Source organism: Mesorhizobium sp. LNHC221B00 (assembly GCF_000502935.1).
Taxonomy (GTDB): domain Bacteria; phylum Pseudomonadota; class Alphaproteobacteria; order Rhizobiales; family Rhizobiaceae; genus Mesorhizobium; species Mesorhizobium opportunistum.
The window spans coordinates 42,558-54,161 of the sequence record NZ_AYWR01000030.1; the positions used below are offsets into that span (position 1 = coordinate 42,558).

At 63.7% G+C, this 11,604-nt stretch carries 13 protein-coding genes and 1 tRNA gene; 10 read left to right on the forward strand and 4 right to left on the reverse strand.

Translation table 11 applies throughout. From position 1 onward, the window contains the following. The first annotated feature begins 276 nt into the window (after positions 1 to 276). Positions 277 to 1,677: a lipopolysaccharide biosynthesis protein gene (locus tag X741_RS140170; RefSeq protein WP_023780284.1), complete on the forward strand. Its 1,401-nt coding sequence runs from the start codon at positions 277 to 279 to the stop codon at positions 1,675 to 1,677. Next, positions 1,677 to 2,957: a GNAT family N-acetyltransferase gene (locus X741_RS140165; RefSeq protein ID WP_023780285.1), complete on the forward strand. Its 1,281-nt coding sequence runs from the start codon at positions 1,677 to 1,679 to the stop codon at positions 2,955 to 2,957. Before X741_RS140170 ends, X741_RS140165 begins: the two co-directional genes overlap by 1 nt. Before the next feature lie 100 nt (positions 2,958 to 3,057). Here the strand turns inward: X741_RS140165 and X741_RS140160 are convergent. After that, positions 3,058 to 3,142, reverse strand: a tRNA-Leu gene (locus X741_RS140160). A gap of 268 nt (positions 3,143 to 3,410) precedes the next feature. Between X741_RS140160 and X741_RS140155 the strand changes: the two genes are divergently transcribed. Continuing rightward, complete coding sequence (locus X741_RS140155) at positions 3,411 to 3,995, forward strand: YqaA family protein (RefSeq protein ID WP_023763912.1); 585 nt, start codon at positions 3,411 to 3,413, stop codon at positions 3,993 to 3,995. Positions 3,996 to 4,082: 87 nt separating this feature from the next. Then, entirely contained in the window at positions 4,083 to 4,601 is a 519-nt protein-coding gene (locus X741_RS140150; protein ID WP_023780286.1) for a disulfide bond formation protein B, read from the forward strand. A 149-nt stretch (positions 4,602 to 4,750) separates the two neighbouring features. Here X741_RS140150 and X741_RS140145 read toward each other — a convergent pair whose 3' ends face one another. After that, positions 4,751 to 5,308, reverse strand: a complete 558-nt coding sequence (locus X741_RS140145; RefSeq protein ID WP_010911702.1) for an HNH endonuclease — start codon at positions 5,306 to 5,308, stop codon at positions 4,751 to 4,753. 128 nt (positions 5,309 to 5,436) lie between these two features. Beyond that, the gene (locus X741_RS140140; RefSeq protein ID WP_023780287.1) at positions 5,437 to 6,078 is read right to left on the reverse strand and encodes a DNA-3-methyladenine glycosylase; all 642 of its coding nucleotides are present in this window, start codon (positions 6,076 to 6,078) and stop codon (positions 5,437 to 5,439) included. A gap of 75 nt (positions 6,079 to 6,153) precedes the next feature. Here X741_RS140140 and gluQRS point away from each other — a divergent pair, with 75 nt between their 5' ends. After that, positions 6,154 to 7,029: a tRNA glutamyl-Q(34) synthetase GluQRS gene (gene gluQRS / locus X741_RS140135; RefSeq protein WP_023780288.1), complete on the forward strand. Its 876-nt coding sequence runs from the start codon at positions 6,154 to 6,156 to the stop codon at positions 7,027 to 7,029. A 141-nt stretch (positions 7,030 to 7,170) separates the two neighbouring features. Further along, positions 7,171 to 8,067 carry a DMT family transporter gene (locus X741_RS140130; protein WP_023780289.1) on the forward strand — a complete coding sequence of 299 codons (897 nt, stop codon included), beginning with the start codon at positions 7,171 to 7,173 and terminating at the stop codon, positions 8,065 to 8,067. Positions 8,068 to 8,240: 173 nt separating this feature from the next. Here X741_RS140130 and X741_RS140125 read toward each other — a convergent pair whose 3' ends face one another. Continuing rightward, positions 8,241 to 9,092 (reverse strand): YihY/virulence factor BrkB family protein, encoded by an 852-nt coding sequence (locus X741_RS140125; RefSeq protein WP_031250575.1) that lies wholly within the window; start codon positions 9,090 to 9,092, stop codon positions 8,241 to 8,243. A gap of 58 nt (positions 9,093 to 9,150) precedes the next feature. Between X741_RS140125 and X741_RS140120 the strand changes: the two genes are divergently transcribed. From X741_RS140120 to X741_RS140105, 4 genes are all read left to right on the forward strand, one after another. After that, complete coding sequence (locus X741_RS140120; protein ID WP_084018903.1) at positions 9,151 to 10,017, forward strand: SDR family oxidoreductase; 867 nt, start codon at positions 9,151 to 9,153, stop codon at positions 10,015 to 10,017. Between the two features lie 22 nt (positions 10,018 to 10,039). Then, positions 10,040 to 10,231, forward strand: coding sequence for a twin transmembrane helix small protein (locus tag X741_RS140115; protein WP_013892839.1), 192 nt, complete (start codon positions 10,040 to 10,042; stop codon positions 10,229 to 10,231). Between the two features lie 18 nt (positions 10,232 to 10,249). After that, complete coding sequence (locus tag X741_RS140110) at positions 10,250 to 10,831, forward strand: cob(I)yrinic acid a,c-diamide adenosyltransferase (protein ID WP_023780291.1); 582 nt, start codon at positions 10,250 to 10,252, stop codon at positions 10,829 to 10,831. 33 nt (positions 10,832 to 10,864) lie between these two features. Then, a partial coding sequence (locus X741_RS140105; protein ID WP_023780292.1) for a rhomboid family intramembrane serine protease occupies positions 10,865 to 11,604 on the forward strand: 740 nt, incomplete at its 3' end.

Here is an 11,604-nt window from a genome sequence, read left to right on the forward strand (position 1 = left end):
CGCGAAACCATTTCGTCCGGGATAATTTCCCTGGCCCTGCCCGCATCAGCGCAAATCTCCCAAACCCTGCGCTGCCCCTCATCCGCCTGCCGGCAAGCCCTTCTACCGCTCGGGCGTTCGTTGTTCGAAAAGCCAAGCAATTGGCTTTTCGTCCGCTGCGCGGACCACGCCTCACCCCCGTTGAACGGGGCGAAGGGAGCCCCCGCCCACGTTTTCTTAATGTGTCTCCGCTACACCCAACCCTGAAAAAGAGGCGGAAAACGGAGAAAATTCGGGGTGCGCTTTTCCGCGGCCACGACTGCCGGGCGGTTCTTGCCGCAGCGCTTGGCGCTGCGCATGGGGCCGTTGCTCGACCGCATCGACACCGTGCTGTTCACCGCCGACGAGCGCGGCGAAGCCGGCCGCATGTCGGTCATCGCCTTCTCCATCCGCATCGTCAGCGCCGTCATCGCCTTCGTCAGCCAGGTGCTGATGGCGCGCTGGATGGGCTCGTTCGAATACGGCATCTTCGTCCTCGTCTGGGTGACGATGGTCATCGTCGGCAATCTCGCCTGCCTCGGCTTCCACACCTCGGTCATCCGCTTCATCCCCGAATACCGCGAGCGCGGCCTGATGGATGAACTGCGCGGCATCGTCGTGGCCAGCCGCCTGTTCGTGCTGATCGCCTCGACGATCATCGCCGGGCTCGGCGCGCTTGGCGTCTGGTTGGCCGCACCATGGATCGAGAACTACTACGTGATACCGTTCGTCCTGGGCGTCATCTGCCTGCCGATGATCGCGCTGTCGGACCTGCTGCAAGGGCTGGCGCGGGCCAATTCATGGGCGCTGTTCGCCTTGTCGCCGACCTACCTGATACGCCCCGTGCTGATCCTGCTGTTCATGGCGCTGATGCTTTTCGCCGGCTACGCGCCCGACGCCAAGACAGCGATCTTCGCCTCCATCGCCGCCACCTACGTCACCACGCTCGCGCAACTCATCGGCGTCACCCAGCGCATGGAACGGAATATCCCCGCCGGGCCGATGAAGGTGCATTTCGCGCAATGGTTCGTCGTCTCGCTGCCGATCTTCCTGGTCGAAAGCTTCTTCTTCCTGCTCACCAACGCCGACGTGCTGATGGTCGGCGCCTATATGGATCCCAATGACGTCGCCGTCTATTTCGCCACGGTCAAGACGCTGGCGCTGGTGCATTTCGTCTATTTCGCGGTCAAGGCCGGCGTCGCCCAGCGCTACGCGCAGTTCACCCATGGCGAGCCGGAAAAGCTTGCCGCCTTCGCCCGCGAGACGGTGTCGTGGACCTTCTGGCCGTCGCTTTTGATGGCGCTGTTGGTGCTGGCGCTTGGCGAACCGATGCTGGTGCTGTTCGGCCCCGAATTCACATCGGGCTATCCGCTCTTGTTCCTGCTCGTCTTCGGCGTGGTGGCGCGCGCCGCCGTCGGGCCTTGCGAGAGCCTGCTCACCATGAGCGGCAACCAGAACATCTGCGCCGCCGTGTATGCCATGACATTGGCTTTCAACATCGGCCTCAACGTCGTGCTCATCCCGCTCTTCGGCTTGTGGGGCGCGGCGATGGCCACCGCCTTCGCCATGATCTTCGAGGCCGGCGCGCTGTCTTTCACGGTCTGGCGCAAGCTCGGCATCGTCATGGCGATCTTCGTGCCAGTCAAAGGAGCCGCGTGATGGCCGCAGTCCCCTTGCTCGAGGAAACCAGCGGCGGTACGGCCGGCGCCATGGTGTCCGGCCTTGCCGGGCTGGCGCGCGACGCCGATCCTGCTCATATCGAAATCCTCGCCAACAACCGGCCAGAGCGCAAGCTCGCCATCTATCCGGCATCGGCCGGCTTCGACCTGGTCGAGGAGCTGGATTATCTCTGCGCCCGCACGATCGAGCCGAACGTTTTCTTCAACCCGCGCTTCCTGGCCCCGGCCATGCCCCGGCTTGAGGATCGCGAGGTGCGGCTGGCGGTGATCCGCGACGGCGACGAATACCGCAACCGGCTGCGCCTCCTGGTGCCGTTCTCGGTGGAACGCCCGGTGGTGCCGCTCGGCGTGCCTGTGATGCGCACATGGTCGAGCCCGTTCGGTCCGCTCGGCACGCCGCTGATCGACCGCGACGATCCGGTCGGCGTCGTCGAGGATTTCTTCGCGATGCTGTCGCGCCCGCACCTGAAACTGCCGAAAGTCTTCGTCCTGCCCGACATCAGGCTCGACGGTCCGGTGGCGAGCCTGCTCGGCACCGTGGCCGAGACACGTGGCCTGACGCTGGTCACTACCGGCCAGACCCAGCGCCCCGCGCTGGAGAGCGAACTCGACGGCGACGACTATCTGAAGGCCTCGCTGCGCTCACACCATTACCGCGAGTTCCGCCGCCTGAAGCGGCGCCTCGGCGACCTCGGCGGGCTGGAGCATGTGGTGGCGCGCGGCCCCGAAGAGATCCGCCACGCCATCGAAAGCTTCCTGACGCTGGAAGCGTCCGGCTGGAAGGGCCGCGAGCGCACCGCCATGGCGATCGACCGCTTCCGCGCCGCCTTCGCGCGCGAGGCCGTGCATCGGCTCGCCGAGCAGGACATGTGCCGCATCCATTCGCTGACGCTCGACGGCCGCACCATCGCCTGCCTGATCGTCTTCGTCGAAGCCGGCGTCGCCTACACCTGGAAGACGGCCTATGACGAGACGTTGGCCGCCTATTCGCCGGGCACGCTGTTGATGATCGAAGTGACGAAGCAGCACCTCGATGATCCCAACATCATGATGACCGATTCCTGCGCCGTGCCCGACCATCCGGTGATGAGCAGGCTGTGGACCGAGCGCAAGCCGATCGGCACGCTGGTGATCGGACTGACGCCCGACGCCGACCGCCTGGCGCGCCAGGCCGCCTCACAGCTGCATCTCTACCGCGAGACCCGCAACATGGCCCGCCTGCTGCGCAACCGCATGAAGAGTCTGCTGCGGCGGCGGTGATCCTCCTTCGCCAAGGCTTCCTCCTTCACCAAGGCTACGGAGGACACGCCGTTTACAAAGCTTGGAATGGCTTGCCACCCGAAGCTCGAAGAGCGAAGGGTGGTGCCCCTAGCCGGGATCGAACCAGCACTCCTTGCGGAACTCGATTTTGAGTCGAGCGCGTCTACCAATTCCGCCATAGGGGCTCAGGCCGGACGGCCTGGATGGGCGCGGACTATACGGTCGGAGGCCTGTTCGTCAACTGGCCAAATCTCGGGATCGCCCGGATGCGACCAAACTGCGCCTTTCGATTTCGTGGCTGTGCTGCCATTGTGCAGCGCGGAAAATCTTTCTAGACAGGCGGCGTGTCAAAGCGATGCCCATCTGAACACGGATGGATGCCCTGCGCTTTGGGTCCTTGTTCTGTCCCGAAACCGATACATAGCTTGCGGGCGACATGCATTAGGAGTGCCTATGCTTCGTGGACTGTACGACTGGACCTTGTCCCTGGCGGCCCGCAAATCCGCCGAATGGTGGCTGGCCTTCATCGCTTTCGTCGAAAGTTCTGTGTTCTTCATCCCGGCGGACGTACTGTTCCTGCCCATGGCGTTGGCGCGGCCAGAACGCGCCTATCGCTACGCGCTGACCGCCACTGCCGCGTCCGTGCTGGGCGGCATTGCCGGCTGGCTGATCGGCTACTATGCCTACGACACGATAGCACGGCCGATCCTGGAGCACTTCGGCGGCATTGCCACGTTCGAGAAGTGGCAGTCGTCCGGCACCGGGCTGATGCTGGTGCTGCTCGTCACGTCCGGCGTTGCGCACCTGCCGCCGATCAAGGTGGTCACTATTCTCGCCGGGGCGCTTCACATCAATCTTGTGGTCTTCATCGTCTCGGCCATCTTGGCGCGAGGCGCTCGTTTCCTGCTGCTCGCCTGGCTGCTGCGCCGCTATGGCGAGCCGATCAGGGAATTCATCGAGAAGCGCCTGGGATTGATCGTCGGCGCCGGCGCGGCTGCCCTGATTTTGCTCTATATATTGGTCAAATACGCGTTCTGATCCATGTCGCCCAAAACTGTGTAGCGGCTTTGGGACAACGACACGGACAACGAAATAGCCCGACGAATTCAGCGGACGAAAAACCCAATGACAGCCATCATGAATGCCGACGCCGGACGCCAGCGGACGCGAACCGCCCTGTTTCTCGCCGTCGCCATGGCCGCCACCGTCGGCTCGGCGCTCTGCTTCCAGTATATCGGCGGCTACATCCCCTGCCATCTCTGCCTGGAGCAGCGCACCCCCTACTATATCGGCGTGCCGTTGATGGTGCTGGCGGTGATTGCATCGATGCTGCGCGCACCTGCATGGCTGACACGCGGCCTGCTGGGCATCGGCGGCCTGCTGATGCTCTACGGCCTCTATCTCGGCGTCTACCACTCCGGCGTCGAATGGCAGTGGTGGGCGGGCCCGACCGATTGCACGGCGGGCGCCGGGCCGGTCGACACCGGTGGCAAGGGCGTGCTCGACGCGCTCGACAAATTCGTGCCGCCCTCCTGCGACAAGGCCGCACTACGCATCCTCGGCCTGTCGCTGGCCGGCTGGAATGCCATCGCCAGCCTTGTCCTAGCAGCCGTCGCCTTCCGCGGCGCACTTTCCCGCGACTGAGCCTATTCGCGTGAGTGGCGCGACGCAGAGTTAGAGAGAAGATTCAGCAGGCTGAATTGCATGGCTCGGCTTTCGACGTCCGAGCACGCCGGTCCTTAAACGCGAAGCCGCTGATAGGTGAGCGGCCAGCCTCCCGATCTCGAACGATCTCAGGGTTCGAGTTCGACGTCCCAGTATAGATAATCCATCCAGCTTTCATGCAGATGGTTGGGCGGGAAAAGGCGGCCGTTGTTGTGCAGATCGTGCACCGTCGGCTGGTAGGGCTTCTGCAGCGGCCACATCTTGGCATGCGCCGGCATCATGCCGCCCTTCCTCAGATTGCAGGGCGAACAGGCGGCGACCACATTCTCCCATGTCGTCGCCCCGCCGCGATGGCGCGGGATGACGTGGTCGAAGGTCAGGTCGTCGGGCGTGCCGCAATATTGGCATTGGAAGCGGTCGCGCAGGAAGACGTTGAAGCGGGTGAAGGCCGGATGCCTGGACGGCTTCACATAGGCCTTCAGGCTGACCACGCTCGGCAGCTTCATCGAGAAGGTCGGCGACGACACCGCGTGCTCGTATTCGGCGACGATGTTCACCCGGTCGAGGAACACCGCCTTGATGGCGTCCTGCCAGGACCAGAGCGACAAGGGGTAATAGCTGAGCGGACGGTAATCCGCATTCAGCACCAGTGCTGGAAGCCCATCCGGAGATACGGCAACCGTCACGTGTTTACCTCCTTGGTTCTAGACCCGAACGGCGGGGATACTGTAAGCCTGACATGACAGGGATGTGAAGCGGATTGTCGCGTCGCCGAAGCGTCAAAAACGCATGATTTTTATGCTTTTTTGCAGATTCAGGCCGGCGGCGCGGCGTCCCGGCCCCTGATTTCGCGATAATAGGACCAGAAAAGCCGCGATGCGACACCTCGCCAGGGGCTCCATGATTCGGCCAATGCGATCAGTGCTTTCTCGGGTGGGCGCGGGTCGATGCCTAGCGCATGACCGACCGCCGTTTGCAGCGCGACATCACGCGCGGGAAAGATATCGGGGTGCCCCGCGGCAAACAACAGATAGACTTCCGCCGTCCAGGGACCAATGCCCGGCACCGCCGTCATCGCCGTGATGGCTTCGACAGCGTCGAGCGAACAGAGGTGATGAAGGTCGAGGCCGTTGGCCACGGCCTGGGCAACCGCGATCAGGCCGCGCTGCTTGGGCCGTGACAGGCCGGCTTCGCGGAACATGTCCTCGCCGGCGGCCATAATCGCCTGCGGCGTCAGCGGGTCGACAAGCCTGGTCAGCCGCCCGAAGATCGCCTCTGCACTGGCGCGCGACACCTGCTGCGAAACGATGATCGAGGCCAGGCTCCGGAAGCCAGGCTCGGAAAGCCTGAGCGGCACCTCGCCGGCCATGCCGCGCACCTTGTCCAGACGCGGGTCGATCGCGCAAAGCGCATCGAGCCCGCGGGCGATGTCGTCGAGTGTGGCGATGCGTTGCATGGTATCCTTGTCCGCGAATGTGCCGCAAGCTAGCAACTGCCAAAACCGCCGCACAACCCGATTGCCGCTCGAGACATGACGCTCCTGACATTCCGCTTCGCGCCCAGCCCCAACGGCGAACTGCACCTTGGTCATGCCTATTCGGCGCTGCTCAACCAGAAGCTGGCAAAGGCGAATGACGGTCGCCTGCTGCTGCGCATCGAAGACATCGACACGACGCGCTGCACGCCGCAATTCGAGGCGGGCGTGCTGGCCGATCTGGAATGGCTGGGTCTCGACTGGGAGGAGCCGGTGCGCCGCCAGTCCGAGCATTTTGCCGAGTACGGGACGGTGCTCGATCGGCTGATAAGCGAGGAACTCGTCTATCCGGCCTTCATGAGCCGTGGCGAGATTCGCGCCTTCATCACCGACAGCGAAAGGCGCGGGCGCGACTGGCCGCGCGACCCTGACGGCGTGCCGCTCTACCCCCCGGCTGACAAGGCGCTGCCGGTCAGGGAACGCAAGCGGCGGATCGCCGAAAATGCGCCCTTCGCCTGGCGGCTCGATGTCGGCGCCGCCCTGGCGCGTGTCGGCAGGGTTCTCGCATGGACCGAATTCACCGACGAGGCGCTGTCGGCGACGCGCGCGATCGCCGCCCGCCCGCAGGACTGGGGCGATGTGATCGTGGCGCGCCGCGACATCCCGACCAGCTATCATCTTGCCGTCGTCATGGACGATGCCCTGCAAGGCGTCAGCCATGTCGTGCGCGGCCAGGACCTGTTTTCCGCAACAAGCGTGCAGCGCCTGCTCCAGGAGCTTCTGGGGCTACCGCAGCCCACCTATTTCCACCACCGGCTCATATTCGGACCGGATGGGCGAAAACTGTCGAAGAGCCTCGGCGACACTGGACTTGCCAAGCTGCGCGATGCCGGCGCATCGCCTGATGATGTCAGGCGAATGGTGGGGCTTTGAACTCTTGGCTGGTCCGGAAAATCGCACCGCCCGTTGAATTCCCGTGATGCATGGATCAATCGTTTCGTTTTGCGCGCCGGCTTGAACGGGACTAGAGCAGCGCCACGGTCAATTCTCACCAGCGTGGCGGTCTCCGGAAAAATGCACAGCATCAAGCGGTTCATCCCCGCCACCTTCGTCGTTTTGTGGGCGACCGGCTTCATCGGCGCCCGCTACGCCATGCCATGGGCGGAACCGTTCACCTTCCTTGCCGCGCGGTTCGTGATAGCCGCGATCCTGCTGGCCGTCCTGACGCTCGTACTGGGCTCGAAACGAGCCACCCGCAAGCAGGCACTGCACGCCACCGGCGCCGGCGTGCTGATGCATGGCGTCTATCTCGGCGCCGTCTTCTGGGCCATCCACAGGGGCATGCCGGCCGGGTTTTCGGCCCTGATCGTCGGCCTGCAGCCATTGATCACGGCCGTGCTTGCCGGCAAGTTCCTCGGCGAGGCCATCCTGCCGCGCCACTGGCTTGGCCTTGGCATCGGCCTGATCGGCATCGTCATCGTGCTGTGGCCCAAGCTCGGCGCGCTCGGCGGCGGAGTGACGGCGGCGACATTGATCGCCTCGCTGGTCTCAGTGCTCGGCATGAGCGCCGGCACCATCTGGCAGAAGCGCTTCGCTTCCGGCGGCGACCTTGTCGTAGCCACCATGTGGCAATATGTCGGCGGTGCTTGCCTGATGATCCTGGCCGCGCTCGCTTTCGAAACCCATACCGTCATCATCAATGGCGAACTGATCTTCGCCATGGCCTGGCTGGTGCTGGTGCTGTCGCTCGGCGCCATTTTCCTGCTGATGGTGATGATCCGCGACGGAGAGATGTCGAAAGTCGCCTCGCTGTTCTACCTGGTGCCGGCGGTGACGGCGATCATCGCCTGGGCACTCTTCGACGAGCAGCTCAACGCCCTGCAGATCGTCGGCATGGCGATCACGACCTTCGGCGTCGGCCTGGCAACGGCTCGGCAGGCCAAGGGAAGAACTGTGGAATCGAGGAATTGAGGAATTGAGGAATTGAGGAATTGAGGAATTGAGGAATTGAGGAATTGAGGAATTGAGGAATTGAGGAATTGAGGAATTGAGGAATTGAGGAAAAAATCGGCCATATCTGGCGCTGTCTACTTCTTCTCCAATTCTTCAGTTCCTCAATTCTCCAGTTCTTCCAATTCGACCCGTCATCCCACCCGCGCACGTGCCTCCAGATAGCGGCTGATCGCGGCATTGAGCTCGCCGCCGAGGATGAAGATCGCCGAGACGATGTAGAGGAAAACCACCGCGATCATGATCGAGGCGAGACCAGCATAGGTCGTCACATAGGACGAGAAATGATCCAGATAGGTGGCAAAGATCGTCGAGCCGATCAGCCATGCCGCAAGTGTGAAGATGATGCCGGGCACCAGCGAGACGAAACGGCGCTGGCCGGCCGGCAGCCAGTAGTGGACGGCAAACAAGCCGCCGATGATGACGGCTGAGGCGATGACGTAGCGCCACAGCGTGATCGTGCCGGTATAGGGCTTGATCCACTCGAAATGGGCTTCCGCCAGCCGCGCCAGCAGCGGTGCGAACACCAGGAGCACGCTGATCGCCAGGAACCCGGCGGTGGCGATCAGCACGAAGAAGATGCTCTGCACCCGGCGATAGATGATGCCGCGCGTCTCCGTGACGCGGTAAGCCCGGTTGAGCGACGTGCGCAGCGCCTCGATGCCGTTCGAGGCGAAATAGGCCGCCAGCAGCACGCCGTAGGTCAACAGGTCGGTGCGCCTGACGGTCAGCACGTTCAGCACCTCATGCGCGATCGGCTTGGCGATCTGATCCGGCCAGGTGTCGAAGACCAGATGCACGGCCGTGTCGGCAAAGGCCTGGGCGCCGAGGAAGCTGCCCAGCGTGGTGGCGAAGATCAGGAACGGAAACAGCGCCATCAGCGAGGTGATCGCCAGATGGCTGGCCATCGCCCAGCCGTCATCCGTGTTGAAATGGCCGATCGCGTCGTAGAGCACGCGGCGCAGGGCGACAATATTCCGCAGCAAGAACGCGCGCTCCCTTCGATTGTCTCGACGCCGCGAATATGGGAAGTGAATGCGACAAATGGCAACCCTTCGTCAAACCACGAATTCGCCCGCAACAGAGTTGCGCACCATCATCGTCACCGGTGCGTCCTCCGGCATAGGCGCCTTTTGCGCACGCGCATTGAAGGCCGAGGGCTGGCGGGTGTTCGCGACGGCGCGAAAACCCGAAGACATCGCCGCTCTCGAAACCGACGGCATCGAGGCCTTCCATCTCGACTACAGCGATCCGGGTTCGATCGCCGTCCTGGTGACTTCAGTGCTCGAACGCACCGGCGGAAGGCTGGACGCACTGTTCAACAACGGCGCCTACGCGCAGGCCGGCGCCGTCGAGGACTTGTCGGTGGCGGCGCTCAAGCAGCAGTTCGAGGTCAATTTTTTCGGCTGGCATGACTTGACCCGCCGTCTGGTGCCGGTGATGCGCGGCCAGGGCCATGGCCGCATCGTCCATTGCTCGTCGATCCTTGGCCTGGTGCCGGTGCGCTTTCGCGGCGCCTATTCGGCATCGAAGCATGCGCTCGAGGCCCTGATGCTCTGCCAGCACCAGGAACTGGAAGGCAGCGGCGTCCATGTTTCGCTGATCGAACCGGGGCCGGTGAAATCGAAGATCGCCAGCAACGGCCTGCCCTGGTTCCTGAAAAACATCGACCTCGAGAATTCCGTGCATCGCGTGGACTACGCGGCGCAGTTGGAGCGGCTGCGCGCCGGCGGCAGCCAGTCGGCGCTGAAGCCCGGGCCGGAAGTGGTCTACAAGGTTCTACGCCATGCACTTCTGTCGCGGCGCCCGCGCCCGCACTATGTGGTAACAGTGCCGGCCAGGATCGGCGCGGCGCTCAAGCGCTTGCTGCCGGCATCGATGCTCTACCGCCTGATGGCCAAACGCGCCTAACCCGAAACAACTGGAACGCAACATGGCAACCGTCTTCAACATCCTCGCCATTCTGGTCATGGTCGCCGTGGCAATCGTACTGGTCCGCGGCCTCATCAATATGATGCGCGGCGGTTCCGGCGTCACATCGAACAAGCTGATGCAGGCGCGCGTCATGCTGCAGGCCGTGGCGCTGTTGCTGATCCTGCTGGCGGTGTATTTCACCCGCAAATGACGTCGTTCGGGAGGCGATGTGGTCAAGCTCAACAAGATCTACACCCGCACCGGCGATGACGGCACAACGGGCCTCGGCACCGGCGAAAGGCGGCTGAAATCCGATCTGCGGGTGGATGCCTACGGCACGGTCGACGAAGCCAATGCCTGCATCGGCATGGCGCGCGTGCACACGGCGGGGACCCACCCGGCGATCGATGCCATGCTTTCGCGCATCCAGAACGACTTCTTCGACCTCGGCGCCGACCTGGCGGTGCCCGACGACGGCAAGCCGCTCGGCTATGAGCCCTTGCGGATCACCGCCGCGCAGACCGACCGTGTCGAGAAGGACATCGACCTCCTCAACAAGGATCTCCAGCCGCTCAAATCCTTCGTGCTGAACGGCGGCACGCCGGCGGCGGCGGCCCTGCATCTCGCCCGCACGGTGGCGCGGCGGGCCGAGCGGCTGATGGTGGCGCTCGCCCAGGATCCGGCGGAACACGTCAATGGCGACGGGCTGAAATACATCAATCGCGTCTCGGATTTCCTGTTTGTCGCCGCCCGCGCGGTCAATGACAACGGAAATGCCGACGTGCTATGGGTTCCCGGCAAGAACCGCTGAACGGATCGAAAAGCGGAAGGGAACCAGACACGCATGTTCATCCCGCTTTACGACACCAACAGGCTTCGCCATATCCGGCTGCAATATGTGACGATCGGCCTGATCGTGGCCAACGCGCTGGTTTATTGCGCCACCGCACTCGGCGGCGAGAACTTCACCAATGCCGCCGTGCTCGGCCTCGGCTTCATCCCGTCCGTCGTCCACAACACGGCGGAACTCGACCCGCGCTTCATCGTCATCCCGGAAAGCCTGAGCTACCTCACCTACTCCTTCCTGCACGCCGACATCTTCCACCTCGGCGGCAACATGCTGTTCCTGTGGGTGTTCGGCGACAATGTCGAGGACGCGCTCGGCCATATCCGCTACCTGATCTTCTATCTCCTGTGCGCCGTCGCCGGCGCCGCCTTCCAGGGGCTGGTCGCATGGGACTCCCAAGTGCCGCTGATCGGCGCGTCCGGCGCCATCGCCGGCGTGGTCGTCGCCTATCTGATCCTTTATCCCAGGGTGAAGGTCTGGGTACTGGCCTTTGCCCGCATACCCCTTCGCATTCCGGCCTTCATTCCGCTCATCCTGTGGGTGCTGTTCCAGATCGTCATGTTCGCCGCTGGTGGCGAGGACCAGATTTCCTGGGCCTGCCACATCGGAGGCATCATCGCCGGAGCCGCGCTGGTGCTTGTCCTGCGCAGCCGTGGGGTGCCGCTGTTTGCAGGCGCCGACGAGGATATCCCGGCCGCCGCTCCCGAGCCGCCGCCGCTCGCGGCCCGGCCGGCGAT